The 14,503-nt window shown below is 70.0% G+C and carries 16 protein-coding genes; 8 read left to right on the forward strand and 8 right to left on the reverse strand.

Annotated features, from left to right (window positions below):
• Positions 1–825, reverse strand: a complete 825-nt coding sequence (locus BLT25_RS24030; RefSeq protein WP_091051505.1) for a metal-dependent hydrolase — start codon at positions 823–825, stop codon at positions 1–3.
• 186 nt (positions 826–1,011) lie between these two features.
• Between BLT25_RS24030 and BLT25_RS24035 the strand changes: the two genes are divergently transcribed.
• The 4 genes from BLT25_RS24035 to BLT25_RS24050 all read left to right on the forward strand — a co-directional run bounded on the left by BLT25_RS24035 (position 1,012) and on the right by BLT25_RS24050 (position 3,777).
• Positions 1,012–1,314, forward strand: coding sequence for a hypothetical protein (locus tag BLT25_RS24035; protein WP_091051508.1), 303 nt, complete (start codon positions 1,012–1,014; stop codon positions 1,312–1,314).
• A gap of 55 nt (positions 1,315–1,369) precedes the next feature.
• The gene (locus tag BLT25_RS24040; RefSeq protein WP_091051511.1) at positions 1,370–1,903 is read left to right on the forward strand and encodes a glutathione peroxidase; all 534 of its coding nucleotides are present in this window, start codon (positions 1,370–1,372) and stop codon (positions 1,901–1,903) included.
• 110 nt (positions 1,904–2,013) lie between these two features.
• Positions 2,014–2,487, forward strand: coding sequence for a MarR family winged helix-turn-helix transcriptional regulator (locus BLT25_RS24045; protein WP_091051512.1), 474 nt, complete (start codon positions 2,014–2,016; stop codon positions 2,485–2,487).
• Positions 2,488–2,556: 69 nt separating this feature from the next.
• Entirely contained in the window at positions 2,557–3,777 is a 1,221-nt protein-coding gene (locus tag BLT25_RS24050) for an MFS transporter (RefSeq protein WP_176884222.1), read from the forward strand.
• 29 nt (positions 3,778–3,806) lie between these two features.
• On the opposite strand, the gene BLT25_RS24055 is transcribed toward BLT25_RS24050, so the two are convergent.
• The 4 genes from BLT25_RS24055 to BLT25_RS24070 form a co-directional block, all read right to left on the reverse strand.
• The gene (locus BLT25_RS24055) at positions 3,807–5,630 is read right to left on the reverse strand and encodes a CocE/NonD family hydrolase (protein WP_091051515.1); all 1,824 of its coding nucleotides are present in this window, start codon (positions 5,628–5,630) and stop codon (positions 3,807–3,809) included.
• Positions 5,631–5,722: 92 nt separating this feature from the next.
• Positions 5,723–6,373 (reverse strand): CoA transferase subunit B, encoded by a 651-nt coding sequence (locus BLT25_RS24060; RefSeq protein ID WP_091051517.1) that lies wholly within the window; start codon positions 6,371–6,373, stop codon positions 5,723–5,725.
• Between the two features lie 3 nt (positions 6,374–6,376).
• Entirely contained in the window at positions 6,377–7,165 is a 789-nt protein-coding gene (locus BLT25_RS24065) for a CoA transferase subunit A (RefSeq protein WP_091051518.1), read from the reverse strand.
• A 49-nt stretch (positions 7,166–7,214) separates the two neighbouring features.
• Positions 7,215–8,441 carry an acetyl-CoA C-acetyltransferase gene (locus tag BLT25_RS24070; protein WP_091051521.1) on the reverse strand — a complete coding sequence of 409 codons (1,227 nt, stop codon included), beginning with the start codon at positions 8,439–8,441 and terminating at the stop codon, positions 7,215–7,217.
• Positions 8,442–8,601: 160 nt separating this feature from the next.
• Here BLT25_RS24070 and BLT25_RS24075 point away from each other — a divergent pair, with 160 nt between their 5' ends.
• From BLT25_RS24075 to BLT25_RS24090, 4 genes are read left to right on the forward strand one after another with little or no spacing between them, the layout of a single operon-like run.
• On the forward strand, positions 8,602–9,294 hold the full coding sequence (locus BLT25_RS24075; RefSeq protein WP_091051524.1) for an energy-coupling factor ABC transporter permease: 693 nt from the start codon (positions 8,602–8,604) through the stop codon (positions 9,292–9,294).
• A complete protein-coding gene (locus BLT25_RS24080; RefSeq protein WP_091051526.1) occupies positions 9,291–9,623 on the forward strand; it encodes a PDGLE domain-containing protein in 333 nt (110 codons plus the stop codon). Before BLT25_RS24075 ends, BLT25_RS24080 begins: the two co-directional genes overlap by 4 nt.
• 4 nt (positions 9,624–9,627) lie before the next feature.
• Positions 9,628–10,239: a cobalt ECF transporter T component CbiQ gene (cbiQ, locus tag BLT25_RS24085; RefSeq protein WP_091051527.1), complete on the forward strand. Its 612-nt coding sequence runs from the start codon at positions 9,628–9,630 to the stop codon at positions 10,237–10,239.
• On the forward strand, positions 10,236–10,988 hold the full coding sequence (locus BLT25_RS24090) for an energy-coupling factor ABC transporter ATP-binding protein (protein ID WP_091051530.1): 753 nt from the start codon (positions 10,236–10,238) through the stop codon (positions 10,986–10,988). Before cbiQ ends, BLT25_RS24090 begins: the two co-directional genes overlap by 4 nt.
• A 160-nt stretch (positions 10,989–11,148) precedes the next feature.
• On the opposite strand, the gene BLT25_RS24095 is transcribed toward BLT25_RS24090, so the two are convergent.
• The 3 genes from BLT25_RS24095 to BLT25_RS24105 are packed head-to-tail and all read right to left on the reverse strand — an operon-like array spanning position 11,149 to position 14,488.
• On the reverse strand, positions 11,149–11,568 hold the full coding sequence (locus tag BLT25_RS24095; protein ID WP_256328760.1) for a DUF3054 domain-containing protein: 420 nt from the start codon (positions 11,566–11,568) through the stop codon (positions 11,149–11,151).
• Positions 11,569–11,591: 23 nt separating this feature from the next.
• A complete protein-coding gene (locus tag BLT25_RS24100) occupies positions 11,592–12,716 on the reverse strand; it encodes an N-acetylglucosamine-6-phosphate deacetylase (protein WP_091051534.1) in 1,125 nt (374 codons plus the stop codon).
• The gene (locus BLT25_RS24105) at positions 12,707–14,488 is read right to left on the reverse strand and encodes a dolichyl-phosphate-mannose--protein mannosyltransferase (RefSeq protein ID WP_091051537.1); all 1,782 of its coding nucleotides are present in this window, start codon (positions 14,486–14,488) and stop codon (positions 12,707–12,709) included. Before BLT25_RS24105 ends, BLT25_RS24100 begins: the two co-directional genes overlap by 10 nt.
• Positions 14,489–14,503 lie beyond the last annotated feature (15 nt).

A 14,503-nucleotide genomic window follows, 5' to 3' on the forward strand; every position in this document is an offset into this window, starting at 1 on the left:
TCAGACCAGCGTGCTGAGGCTCGAGACCAGGTCTTCCCAGCGGCTCTCGACATCGAAGCCCATCTGGCTCAGCAGCGCCCAGCCGAAGCCGACGACGGCGTAGAGGCTGATCGGGGTCATCACGACCCACTCCCGGATGGAGCCCGCGTCGCCGAGGACCGGGAGGGCGAAGTTGCCGCCGCGAGTCCACATGTTGTCGAACGGCAGCCACTTGTTGCGCCGCACCCACTTCGGCGGCTTCGGTGCGATCGGCCAGAACAGCGGGATCCCCATCGTGGTCACGAAGTCGCCGATCAGGTGCACGACGCAGCCGAGGGCCACCGAGAACGGCATCCACCACCACTCCTCGGGCGCGAAGATCGCAATCACCGCCGCCAGCGCCACGGCCGGGATCCACGGCCAGTGGACGCCCTTGCGGGTGAGCTTCAGCGCGTCCATCGCGAAGGCGACCAGCAGGACGCACATGATGCCCGGGCCGATCAGGACGCTGCCGAAGTGCTCGGTCTCGAGTGAGAGCTTCCCCGCGCCCCAGGCGAGAGCCGTGAAGGCGAGCACGCCGAGGATCGAGTGGGTGCCGTTGCGGTGGCCGCCGGAGACCTGTCCGACGATCTTGGTCAAGCCTTCGGAGACCGGTGGCAGCGAGTGGGCGATCGTGCCGTTGTGGTGATCGGCGTCCGGAAGCAGCGCGGCGCCGGCGCACACCAGGGTGCCGGTCATCACGCCTATGTCCGAGACACCCGGGTACCACCCGAACGCGATCGGTGCCGACGATGTCACTGCGATCCACGCGGCAGCCCCAGAGGCCGCGTGATGCCCGCCCATCATGTGAAGTTGTGTCCCTCTCCAGTGTTCCCCCGCTGTATGGCCGCGGACGAACGTACCGGTCCTCGGGCTGCTTGGCGTGCGTCGGGGTGGTGTGTCCGGCGACGAGATTCGAATCACTGTTCGAGGGTCGAGCCGAGGCGTGAAAGGGGTGCGGTCGGGGCGGCAACCTGAATAGGATGCCCGGTCATGACGACATCCGGTGCCCACGGCGGTGCCCGCCGTGCGCCGTGGACGTTCGAGACCAGTCGGTGCGCCGCGACGGTGACCCCCGAGGCGATCGAGTTCCGGTTCATGGTCGCCGCACCCGATGGCTCGCTCAGCGAGATGCTCCTCTCCGTGGGCCGGCACGACATGCCGACGCTGCTCGAGGAGATCGCCTACGAGATGCCCGAGGCGCTGGAATGGATGTCGGCCGCGATCATGACGGTCGCGCGTGACCGGCGGCTGGCGGAGGAAGCCTCGTCGGTTCCGCATCAGCGCGGGGCATAACCTCGGGCCGAGCAAGGTTGTCCCCCTGCACCACAACTCGATCGAGGAGAGACCTGTGACCACCACGTACGATTTCGAAGCGACCGCCGCGGATGGCAGCCCCGTCTCGCTCAGCGACTACAAGGGCAAGCTGCTGCTGATCGTCAACGTAGCCAGCAAGTGCGGTCTGACGTCGCAGTACGAGGGCCTGGAGGCGCTCTACCGGGCCACCAAGGACTCCGGTGTCGAGGTCATCGGGTTCCCGACCAACCAGTTCCTCGGTCAGGAGCCCGGCACCGACGACGAGATCCAGGAGTTCTGCAAGACGACGTACGACGTGACCTTCCCGGTCCTCTCCAAGGTGGACGTCAACGGCGAGAACGCCGCGCCGCTCTACGACTTCCTGCGGGCCGAGGCGCCCGGCGACTGGGGCCCGCACCTCGGGCAGTTCTACGAGGCGGTCAAGGACCTGTCGCCCGCGACCGAGCCCGGGGACATCAAGTGGAACTTCACCAAGTTCCTCGTCGGGCGTGAGGGCGAGGTCATCAAGCGCTACGAGCCGCCGGTGGCGCCCGAGGCGATCCAGGCGGACCTCGCCCAGTATCTCTGAGCCCCGCGGGACGGCGCTCGATCCCGATGTGTGCGGGGTCGGGCGCCGTTTGGGTTGGATAGTTGGCCAGAAGATAGTTCCGTATCGGATGGTTCGTTAAGATCTAGTTCATGACCGGACCGCGTATCGACCTGTTGTTCCTGCTCAACCAGTCTGCTCACGCCTTCGCGGCCCAGGTCGGCGAGGCGCTGGCCGACCTGGAGCTCTCGGTGCGGGAGTACTGCGTGCTGATGAAGGCCGCCGAGGGGGAGTACACCCAGAACGCCGTGGCCGAGATGGCGATGCTGGACAAGACCACGATGGTCTCCACCCTCGACAATCTCGAGCGCCGCGGCCTGGCCGAGCGGCGGGTCTCGGCCACCGATCGCCGCGCCCGCGTCGTCGCGCTCACGCCGGCCGGCGTGAAACTGCTCGAGGAGGCCTCGAAGGCCTACAACGCGACCGTCGCCGAGGCGCTGGAGGGTCTGGCTCCGAGCGAGGGGGAGGCGTTCATCGAGGCGCTGCAGCACCTCGTCGAGGGGCCGTGGGCGACGCCGTCGCACACGATGACGCTGCGGCGTCGGGCGCCCACCTCGTCCCGCTAGAGATAAGTTTCCAACTGAATATCCCGAAATAGATTGTTTCATAAGAAACAATCTTCTATGGTCGTATCTATGACGACCAAGACAGTCGCGCTCGCGACCCTCGCAGCTACTCAGCTGATGGTGATCCTCGACGGCACGGTGGTGACCGTCGCCCTTCCGGCAATCCGCGACGACCTGGGATTCGGCGACGCCTCGCTGTCCTGGGTGGTCAACGGCTTCCTGCTCGCCTTCGCGCTCGTCCTGCTCCCGGCAGGCCGGGCGGGCGACGCGTTCGGCACCCGCCCGGTCTTCCTGGCGGGGCTGAGCATCTTCACGCTCGCCTCGGCATGGTGCGGCCTCGCCTGGGACCCGATCTCCCTGGTCCTCGCCCGATTCGTGCAAGGTCTCGGTGGCGGCATCGCCTCGGCCGTGGTGCTCGGCATGATCGCCGGGCTCTACGCCGAGCCCCGTGAGCGCCTGCGCGCCTTCGCGGTGCTGGCCTTCGTCGGCTCGATCGGTGCGTCGGTGGGGACGGTCCTGGGTGGCGTACTCACCGACGTCGCGTCCTGGCGCTGGGCCTTCCTGATCAACGTGCCGTTCGGGATCATCGCCCTGATCGTCGCGCTCCGCGCGGTGGAGGGTACGCCGCCGACCGGCGCCAAGGGCGGGCTGCTCCCGCGCGGCCTGTTCGCCCAGCGCAGGTTCGCGCTCGCGAACCTGATCCTGCTGACCCTGACCTTCGGCGGGTTCACGTTCCAGTTCGTCACGACGCTCTACCTGCAGGACACTCTCGGGTTCGGAGCACTCTCGACCGGCCTGGCGTTCCTCCCGGTCAGCGTGGTGATCGCCATCGCCAGCCTCGGCTTCAGCGCCACGCTGGCGGAACGGTTCGGGTCCGAGCGCGTCCTGTTCGTCGGCGTGCTCGCCTTCGTCGCCGGCATGGTCTACCTCGTCCGCCTCCCCGGAGCGGGCGGCTTCCCCCTGGACGTTCTCCCCGGCGCGGTCGTGATGGGCCTCGGCTTCGGCCTCGCGATGCCGCAGGTGACGGCGTTGGCGATGGGTGCGCTGGCACCGGAGCACGCCGGGATCGGGTCCGGCCTGACCACGACCACCCAGCAGCTCGGCGGGTTCCTCGGCACCCTGATCGCGGCGGGCCTGGTCACGACGGTCGGCTACGGCGCCGCCTATGCCTCGGCCGCGGTCGCGTTGGCCGCGGGAGCCGCGATCGCCGCGTACCTGCTCGTGGACGCGGCACGCGCCCGGGACCCGAAGGTCGCCGAGCGCGTGCCGGACGAGGCGGCCCGTCTCTGATCCCTGACCTCAGGACAGGCCCCTCGGCGTTACCTCCGGACAGGGAGGACCAGCGTCGAGGGGTTCGTCTTCGTGTGGTGGACCGTGACCACGCCGGCGATGCCGCGGACCAGCTGCTTCACGTTGGGGAGCAGGTGGGGGACGTCGTAGGAGTTGACGGTGACGCGGAGACGGTGGCCCTTCTTGATCACCGCGCCGGTCGGGAAGACCTCGACGGGCACGCGATAGATCGTCCCGGGCCTGACCGCCTGCTCGGTCTCGCGGGTGAAGGGATGCCACGGCTGGACGACCTGGCCGTTCAGGGTCCGTGACTTCGACGCGGTGACGGCACGGTGGCGCAGGGTCTGCCAGCCGCCGGTGATGCGGTCGACGGACCCGTCGGGGGCGACGTCCTCGACCGAGACCGAGATCAGGCCGTCGGTGCCGGTCGTGGAGACGGACAGGTCGGCGTTGAGCGGGCCGGAGAAGGCCAGGTCCGACGTCGCCGGCGCGGTCTCGTAGGAGACCCCGAGCGCGTCGTTGATCCGGTTGTCGGTCTCGCAGCCGGGGATCGCGAGGGCGCCGGCGGTCCACTGCGCGGTGCTGCGCGAGCACAGCCCCTGCACCGGCAGCGGCACGATGGTGTCGCCGCCGACGGGCTTCAGGGCCGACCCGAGGGCGTACGTCTTGGCCTGGACCTCGCTCCCGAGCCACGACCGCATCGTGCGCCACTTCCCGGATCCGATCTCGTGGTAGGTCACCGGAGCGACGTCGCGGTCGAGGGTGGCGTCGGGCATGCCCTTGAGGTGCGTGTCGAACCACCGCAGCGCCATCTCGGCCAGGCTGTTGATCCCGCTGCCCTCCAGCCCGGCGCCCATGGACGCCTCGGCGTGGGTCCATGGCCCGATGAGCAGCTTGGTGTCCACGCCGTTCTTCTGCATCCGGTCGAAGAGCATCGGCGTACCGCGCTGGAAGATGTCGTACTGCCCGGCCGTCACGAACGTCGGTACGTCGATCTCGTCGACCACGCTCAACGGCGACCGCTTCCGGTAGAAGGGGCCGTCGTAGCCGGCGTCGGTGCCGAGCAGCGCGCTGGCGAGCATCGGCACCTGGAACCCGAGGGCGCCGCCGACATGCTGCAGCAGCGTGGTGAGGGTGGCCTCGGGCCGGGTCGAGTTGACGGCCGGCGGCACCAGTCCGGCGCCCGTGACCAGCCCGAACCACAGCGGGATGAACCCGGCGTCGACCTGGCCGCCGGAGGCGACGACGTCACGGTAGACGTCGCCGGCGGGCACGATCGGGAACATCGCCTTCAGCCCGCGCGGGTGCTGTGCTGCGGTGAAGAACTGGTTGATCGCCATGTAGGACGGACCCCACAGGCCGAGCTCGCCGTTGCTCCACGTCCGCTTGGACGAGGTCGCCCAGTTGGCCACCTCGAGGCCGTCCTTCTGCTCGCGGTCGCCGAACGCGTCCCACTGGCCGGCGGAGGAGCCGGTGCCGCGTACGTCGGTCTGGACCCAGACGTAGCCCCGCTCGACGAAGTAGTCACCGCCGCCCCCGGCGACGTTCTTGTTGTAGGGGTTCTGCGTCAGGATCACCGGGAACCGGCCCGGCGCCGCGGTGCCGTCGGCCTTCGCCGGGCGGTGGACGTCGGCGCGCAGCACCACCCCGTCGGACATGGTGAGCTGGACGTCCTTCTCGACCACCACGCCGTACGTCGCCGGCCGCGGCTTCCACGTCCCGACCCGCGCCTGCGGCCCGTGAGCGGCCACCGCAGGCGCGGCCGTGGCGGCGCTCGGGGCGAGCGCCGGTGGGAGGAAGGTCGTGACGAGAGCCAGGAACGGGAAGAGGAACGCCAGTCTGCCGAGTTTCACGACTCACTCCAGAGATGTGGTGGGTATCACACCTCGAACGACGGAGTGCAAACGCGAGTTACGAAACGGCGTTCCGGTATTGAATAGTGAGACTAAGCAGTCAGGGCGCCGGTCCTGTCGACGACCGGGGCGCCCGTGGCCGCCACGACCTCGTCGTACGTCACCCCGGGAGCGAGCTCGACGAGCTCGAACGCCTCGCCGGCGACATCGAGAACCCCGAGGTCCGTGATGACCCGCTTCACGATCCCGCGACCGGTCAGCGGAAGGTCGCAGGCCGAGAGCAGCTTGGGGGCGCCCTTCTTGGTGACGTGCTCCATCAGCACGATCACCCGCCCGGCGCCGGAGACGAGGTCCATCGCGCCGCCCATGCCCTTGACCATCTGGCCGGGCACCATCCAGTTGGCGATGTCGCCGTTGGTCGAGACCTGCATCGCGCCCAGGACGGCGACGTCGATGTGGCCGCCGCGGATCATCGCGAACGAGGTCGCGGAGTCGAAGTAGGAGGCCCCCGCGAGCACGGTCACGGTCTGCTTGCCGGCGTTGATCAGGTCGGGGTCGACCTCGTCCTCGTAGGGGAACGGACCGACGCCGAGGATGCCGTTCTCGGCGTGCAGCACGACCGTCGAGGTCTCCGGGATGTAGTCGGGGATCAGCGTCGGCAGGCCGATCCCGAGGTTGACGTAGTCGCCGTCCTGCAGCTCCTGCGCGGCGCGCGCGGCCATCTCGTTGCGGTCCCAAGCCATGGCTCAGGCCTCCTTCGTGTCGGTCGGGCGCTCGCCGCGCGTCGTACGCTTCTCGATGTCCTTGCGTGCTGCCTGCTCGGGCGTCAGCGCGACGATCCGCTTCACGAAGATCCCCGGGAGGTGGACGTCGGCCGGGGCGATCTCGCCGACCTCGACGACCTCCTCGGCCTCGACGACCGTCACCCGGCCGGCCATCGCGGCCGGCACGTTGAAGTTGCGCGTGGAGGCGTTGAACTGCGCGTTGCCCGCCCGGTCGACGCGGGTCGCGCGGACCAGCGCGAAGTCGGTGATGATGCCCTCCTCGAGCACCATCTGCTTGCCGTGGAACTCGCGGACCTCCTTCGGCTCGGAGGCCTCGGCGATGGTTCCGTCGGGGTTGTAGCGGTAGGGCAGTCCGCCGTCGGAGACCATCGTGCCGACGCCCGTCGGGGTGTAGAAGGCGCCGATCCCGCTGCCGCCCGCGCGCATCCGCTCCGCGAGCGTGCCCTGCGGGGTGAGCTCGAGGGTGATCTCGCCGGCCAGGTACTGACGCCCGAACTCCTTGTTCTCGCCGATGTAGCTCGCGATCACCCGGGAGATGCGGTGGTCGTCGAGCAGCAGCCCGAGGCCGGCACCGTCGACGCCGCAGTTGTTGGAGACGACCATCAGGTCGTCCGCGCCCTGCTCCCGCAGCGCCTCGATCAGGAACCACGGGATTCCCACCAGCCCGAAGCCGCCCACGGCCAGGCTGGCCCCGCTGTGAATGTCGGCGACCGCCTCCGCGGCCGACCCGACCACCTTGTCCAGACCCATGTCTTCTCTGCTCTCTCGAAGGATTTCGTACGTCGCTCTGCCGTCTGCGTCAGCGCACAGACTCGAACACGGCCGCCAGCCCCTGCCCGCCGCCGATGCACATCGTCTCCAGGACGTACCGGGCCTCGCGCCGCTGCGCCTCCCGGGCGGCGGTGGCGAGGATGCGGGCGCCGGTGGCGCCGATCGGGTGGCCGAGCGAGATGCCCGAGCCGTTGGGGTTGAGCCGCTCGTCGGTGGCGTCGACCTTCCACTCGCGCAGCACGGCGAGGACCTGGGCGGCGAAGGCCTCGTTGAGCTCGATCAGGTCGATCTCGTCGAGGGTGAGCCCGGCCCGGGACAGGGCCGCCTTGCTGGAGAGGACGGGCCCGATGCCCATCCGCTCGGGCTCGCAGCCGGAGACCGCCCATGACTTCAGCGCGAGGAGCGGCGTGAGACCGCGGCGCTCCGCCTCGGCGCGCGTGGTCACGACGCACATCGCGGCGCCGTCGTTCTGGCCCGATGCGTTGCCGGCGGTCACCGTCGACTCCTCGTCGACCTTCAGTCGGATCGGGCGCAGTGAGGCGAGCTTCTCCAGCGAGATGTCGGCGCGCGGGTGCTCGTCGCGGTCGACGACGACATCGGGCTTGCGGCGGCCGCCGGGGACGGTCACCGGGACCAGCTCGTCGGCGAACTTGCCCGCCTCATGGGCCGCGACGGCGCGCTGGTTGGAGCGCAGCGCGAGCTCGTCCTGCTCCTCGCGCCCGATGCCGTACTCGCGGCGCAGGTTCTCGGCGGTCTCGATCATTCCGCCCGGGATCGGGTGGTCCTTGCCGCCCGCGGTCTCGCGAGCCCGGTCGAGGCGGTCGAGCAGCTCGATGCCGCCCTGCTTCACCCCGCCGCGCAGCCCGAGCGCATAGTGCTCGACGTTGGACATCGACTCCGCGCCGCCGGCCACGACGAGGTTCGCGGCGCCTGTGGCGACCGAGCCCGCGGCGTACAGGATCGCCTGCAGTCCCGAACCGCAGCGACGGTCGATCTGCAGGCCGGGGACGCCGTTGCCGAGCCCGGCGTCGAGTGCCGCGATGCGGCCGATCGCCGGGTTCTCGCCGCTCGCGTAGCCGTTGCCGAGGATGATGTCGTCGACGTCGCCCTCCTGCAGGCCGGTGCGCTCGACCAGCTCGCGCAGGACCGTCGTGGCGAGGTCGGTCGCGGTCAGCGGCGCCAGGGCGCCGAGGAACCGGCCGACCGGGGTGCGGAGGGGCTCGCAGATGACGATGTCGTTGGCGGCGCTGCTCATGCCCTCGACGGTACGCGCGCAGTCATGACTTGAGAAGTATTCATTTGACGTCGATTGACACCTGTCAAGTCTTGATCTTCCTATCCGACCGGACAGTGCGCCAACGACGCTATTGCGATAAATTCGCGTTAGCCCCCATTCGCAGATTCAAGAGGTGACCATGCACGTCCCCGACGGCTTCCTCGACGCTCCGACGTCGATCGCCACCGGCGCTGTCGCAGTCGTCGCGGTCGGCGTCGCGCTGCGCGGCGCTCGCCGCGAGCTCGACGACAAGACCGCCCCGCTGGCCGGCCTCGTGGCCGCGTTCGTCTTCGCGACCCAGATGCTCAACTTCCCCGTCGGCGCAGGCACCAGCGGCCACCTGATGGGCGGCGCCCTGGCCGCCGTGCTGGTCGGGCCGTGGACCGGGGTGCTGTGCGTCTCGGTCGTACTCATCGTGCAGTCCCTGCTCTTCGCCGACGGCGGCATCACCGCGCTCGGCACCAACATCCTGCTCATGGCCGTCACCACCGTGGTCGTCGGCTGGTTCGTGAGCCGGGTACTGATCAAGCTGCTGCCGAAGCGGGTCGGCCTGGTCGCCCCCGCGGCGGCGATCGGCGCCTTCCTCTCCGTCCCCGCGGCTGCGGCCGTCTTCACGGCGCTCTATGCGGTCGGTGGCACCGCCGACATCTCGCTGACCACGCTGGCCACCGCGATGCTCGGCTGGCACACGGTGATCGGGCTGGGCGAGGGTGCGATCACCTTCCTCGCGGTCGGCGCGATCCTGTCCGTACGCCCCGACCTGGTCTACGCCGCGCGCGGCGTGATCGCCGAGCGCGACCTGGTCATCAAGCCGAAGGAGTCGGTCGCATGAGCGCCGCGTCGAAGAAGGCCGTGCCGTTCAAGTGGGTCGCCCTCGGCATCGCCGTCGTCGCCCTGCTCCTGGCGGGCGTGGTCTCCTACTACGCCTCCGCCAACCCCGACGGCCTCGAGTACGTCGCCGGCAAGACCGGCTTCCTCGACAGCGCCTCGGAGCACGGCGCGGCCGACGGCCCGCTGGCTGACTACGGCACCAAGGGCGTCGACAACGAGCGACTCTCCGGCGGCTTCGCCGGCGTGATCGGCACCGTGGTGGTGCTCGTCCTCGCCGGTGGTCTCGCCCTGGTCGTACGCCGTCGCTCCGCCAAGTCCGACGAGGCCTGATCCGGTGCCCGCCCATCTGAAGGTGCTCGCCCTGATCGGTTTCATGCTCATCGTGGTGGCGACCCCGCGGGAGTGGTTCGCGGCGTATGCCTTCTTCCTCGCCGTCCTGGTCACGGTCGGCGCGGTGGCTCGGGTGCGTCCGGGGTGGGTGCTCAAGCGGATGGTGGTCGAGACGCCGTTCGTGGTCTTCGCGGTGCTGATGCCGTTCATCGCGCACGGGCCGCGGGTCGAGGTGCTCGGGCTGAGCCTGAGCGAGTCCGGTCTGCTCTCGGCGTGGGGGCTGCTCGTCAAGGGAACGCTCGGCGTGATCGCCGGGCTGCTGCTGGCCGCGACGACGACGCCCCAGGAGCTGGTCCACGGCCTGGAGCGGCTGCGGCTGCCTCAGCAGCTGGTACAGATCATGGCGTTCATGGTCCGCTACCTCGAGGTGGTGACCGACGAGATGCGCCGGATGGCGGTCGCCCGCGCGTCCCGCGGCTTCGAGGCCCGCAACCCGCTCCACTGGCCGGTGCTGGCCCGCTCGGTGGGCGCGCTGTTCATCCGTTCCTTCGAGCGCGGCGAGCGGGTGCACCTGGCCATGGTCTCGCGTGGCTACACAGGGAGAATGCCCCGGTGACCACTCCAGTCCTCGACGTACGCGGCTTGGCCTTCGCCTATCCCGACGGCCATCAGGCGCTCTTCGGCGTCGACCTGCACGTCCACCGCGGTGAGCGGGTCGCGCTGCTCGGCCCCAACGGGGCCGGCAAGACGACGCTGGTCCTCCACCTCAACGGCATCCACCTCGCCGGCGCCGGATCCGTCGCGGTGAGCGGGCTGCCGGTGACCAAGGCCAACATCAAGGAGATCCGCCGCCGCGTCGGCATCGTCTTCCAGGACCCCGACGACCAGCTCTTCATGGGCACCGTCCGCGAGGACGTCGCCTTCGGCCCCGCCAACCTCGGCCTGCGCGGCTCGGAGCTCGACGCGAAGGTGACCGAGGCGCTCGCGAAGGTCGGCATGGAGGACTATGCCGACCGGCCGCCCCACCACCTCTCCTTCGGCCAGCGCCGCCGGGTGGCGGTCGCCACCGTGCTCGCGATGGACCCCGAGATCCTGGTCCTCGACGAGCCGTCCTCCAACCTCGACCCGGCTTCCCGCCGCGAGCTCGCCGACATCCTCCGCGACCTCGACGTCACCGTCCTGATGGTCACCCACGACCTGCCCTACGCCCTCGAGCTCTGCGAGCGCTCGGTCATCCTCGACGGCGGCATCGTCGCCGCCGAAGGCCGCACGGTGGATGTCCTGTCCAACGCCGACCTCATGCGCGCCCACCGCCTCGAGCTCCCCTTCGGCTTCGACCCCGTAGCCGCAGCCGCCACCCTCTAACCGAGTCGGCAGGTACGTCGGCCGAGTCGGCAGGTACGTCGGCCGAGTCGGCAGGTACGTCGGCCGAGTTGGCAACGCTGTGCCAGCTCGCCCGACCGGCGTGACGCTTCGCCCGACCTGCGTGACGCTTCGGCCGACCTGACTGACGCTTCGGCTGGGGTCAGTCGGCGAGGCGACGGGAGCGGTAGTGGAGCTTGGCGCTGACGTAGCCGCGCCAGCCGACCAGGGTGAGGCCGAGGAAGAGGATCGAGACGATCAGGAAGGCCGGTGCCAGGCCGCCGCCGGTGAGGCCGCGCAGCACCATCCCGATGACGTACGTCCCCAGCCACACGACCACACCGGCCGGCCAGGCACGGGCCGCGGGCCAGCGGCGCCAGGCCAGCACGGCCCAGGCGACGACCAGCCCGACCAGGAAGGGCCAGGCGATGCGGAGCACGACGAGCACCGGGCCGGAGTCGTGCGACTGGCGTCCGGCGAAGGCGAAGAGGAGCACGAAGAAGACGTCGGCGGCGAAGGCCGCGACCGCCCATCTGGGCACGAGCCCGGCGATGAGGGGGGAGGACGACATCGTGGAGGACATGGTGCCCAGAATACGAGCCTTGCCTACGCGGTGAGCCAGGCCCCGCCGCGCATCACCCGGGTCGGCTGCAGCGCCTCGTCGGTGAGCACGAGGTCGGCGCGGGCGCCGGGCTCGAGGCGGCCCGCGTCGAGGCCCACCACGGCGGCGGGCCGGAGACTGGCAGCCTTCATCAGCATGGCCAGGTCGATCCCGGCGGCCGCATGGCGGCGCACCTGATCCATGAGTCGCGAGGTGCCACCGGCGATCGACCCGTTGCCGGTCCCGTCGGCGATCCGCGCGACGCCGGAGCGCACTTCCACGGCCAGCGGGCCGAGCTGGTAGTCGCCGTCGGCCATCCCGGCCGCCGCCATCGCATCCGTGACGAGCACGACCGACCCGGGCACCATCGACATCACCGCCCGGACCGTCTCGTCGTCGAGGTGTACGCCGTCAGCGATCAGCTCCACGCAGGCGTCTCCGACCCCGGCAGCCCCCAGGGATCCGAGCACCGGCCCAGGAGAGCGGTGGTGCGCGGGCGGCATCCCGTTGAACAGGTGCGTGACCAGGCTCCCGGGCCCGGACAGGAATGCGCGAGCCTGTGAAGCCGATGCGGCGGTGTGCCCGAGCGCGACCACGACCCCGGCCGACGTGAGCACGGAGGCGACCTCGTCGGCTCCGGGGAGCTCGGCGGCCAGCGTCATCACCTTCAGCTGTCCCCGGGCGGCGGCGACGAGCTCACGGGCGAGCCCGGCGTCCGGAGCCAGCAGCAGGTCGGGATCGTGTGCTCCTCGGCAGGAGTGCTCCAGGAACGGCCCCTCCATGTGGATCCCGGCGATCAGCCCGTCCTCCGCAGCGGTTGCCAAGGCGGAGACCACCGACAGCAGCCGGGACGGCGAGTCGGTCACGGTCGAGGCGAGCAGCGTCGTCGTACCAGCGGCGTGATGCACCCCGGCAGCAACCGCGATCTCCTCCGAGGACGTGGAGTGGAACGACGCGCCGCCACCGCCGTGGTTGTGGATGTCCACCAGGCCCGGCAGCAGGATCCCCGCCGACTCCGCATCGCCGTCGGTCGCCGGCCGGATCCCGCCGATCACGCCGTCCGCGACGCTGACGACCAGGTCGTCGAAGCCGCCGGGTCGCGGCACCAGGCCGCGTACGTCTAGATCCATCGCTTGAACCAGATCCTCGTCAGCCATTCCTGCCGGGTGAGCAGCTCATCGGTGTAGATCGGCCAGAACCAGGCGAAGTTGCAGATCACCAGCACCATGAAGATGCCCCCGAAGACCGCGCCTCCGACCCGACGGCGACCTGCGACGCCGCTGCCGGCCGGCGGCGGTGGCCGGTCGAGCAGCTTGCCCAGACACAGACACAGGCCGAGCACCAGGAACGGCAGCGCGATGATCATGTAGAAGGAGAAGATCGGCCGCCCGGCGTACTGCAGCCATGGCAGCCACGTCGACAGCACGCCGACGACGGCGACGCCGAACCTCCAGTCCCGCGCGGCGACCCACATGAACGCGGAGACGATCAGCGCGACGAACGCTCCCCACCACAGCACCGGGGTGCCCAGCAGCAGCACCTGCCGCAGGCATGTCCCGGCCTCCTCCGGCCCGTCCCCGTCGGGATCCGCCGTCGGCGTCGCCGAGCACATCTCGCCGCGCGACTTCGCGCCGGACAGGATCCCGGTATCGGCCGCGACCCCGACCGGCCGGTTCAGGACCAGCCAGCCGATCGGATGGGACGCGTAGGTGTGCTCCGCGCACTCCAGGAAGTGGGTGTGGAAGGTGAAGACGTCGCGGTGGTAGTACCAGAGCGAGCGCAGCGACTGAGTGACCTCGCCGAGGCCGGATGCGTCCGGCTCCGTGGCGGTCGGCCAACGCTTGTCGTTGAGGTTCTCGGGGACGTACGACTTGTTCTCGCAGTGGCCCTCGCCGGTGTAGCGCGTGTACTGCGTCGCCGAGAGCGACTCCTCGTAGACGTCCGCGTGGGTCATCCACGGGATCCACGTCATCACGTAGACCGCGAGCGCGACCCCCACCAGATGCACGAACGCCGTCGGGCCGTCGGTCACGCAGGCACGGAGCCAGGCGAGACGTACGCCGAAGGAGCGCCGCATCCCGGCGGACCAGGCCACGTAGAGGAGACCGAAGGCGGCCAGCGGGTAGAGCGCCTCCCACTTGCACCCGATCGCCAGACCCCACGCGATGCCCGAGCAGAGCAGCCACGGACGGAACAGCATCTGGCGGACGGGCCCCCAGGCGCCGGGCTCGGCGAGCTGGGTGGGCGCGAGCGCGGAGAACCGCCGTCGGCACCAGTCGCGGTCCATCACCATCAGGTGCACCGCGAGCAGCAGGAAGAAGGCGACGAAGAGATCGAGCAGGGCCAGGCGCGAGAGCACGAACGCGAGCCCGTCGAAGGTGATCAGGATGCCGCCGACGAGACCGAGCAGCATGGACCCGGAGACGCGGCGTACGAACCGGATCGTCAGCATCACCAGCAGCGAGCCGACCACGACCGAGGCGATCCGCCAGCCGAACGGGTCCATCCCGAAGAGCTTGATGCCGAGGGCGATGATCCACTTGCCCACATCCGGATGGACGATCATCGACGGCCCGTCGGCGAACTGCCCGTCGAGGTTGCCCGCCAGGATGTTCTCGTCGGCGCCCTCGATGAAGTTGCGCGCGTAGCCGAACTCGAGCAGCGCCCAGGCGTCCTTGGCGTAGTAGGTCTCGTCGAAGGCGAAGACCTTCGGCGTGCCCAGGTGCCACAGCCGCAGCAGGAACGCGAGCGCGGTGATCCCGATCGTCGCCAGCCAGCCGGCGCGAGGCGAACCACTGATGCGGCGCCGGGCGCGTTCCCAGGCGTTCGGGAGCAGGTGACCCGAGGGGGTGCTTCCCAACCCCTCCATGGGCTCATCGGCCCTGGTCACCGTCGTTGTCACGAAGGCACCTTATAG

It is taken from the genome of Nocardioides sp. YR527 (genome assembly GCF_900101045.1).
GTDB lineage: Bacteria > Actinomycetota > Actinomycetes > Propionibacteriales > Nocardioidaceae > Nocardioides.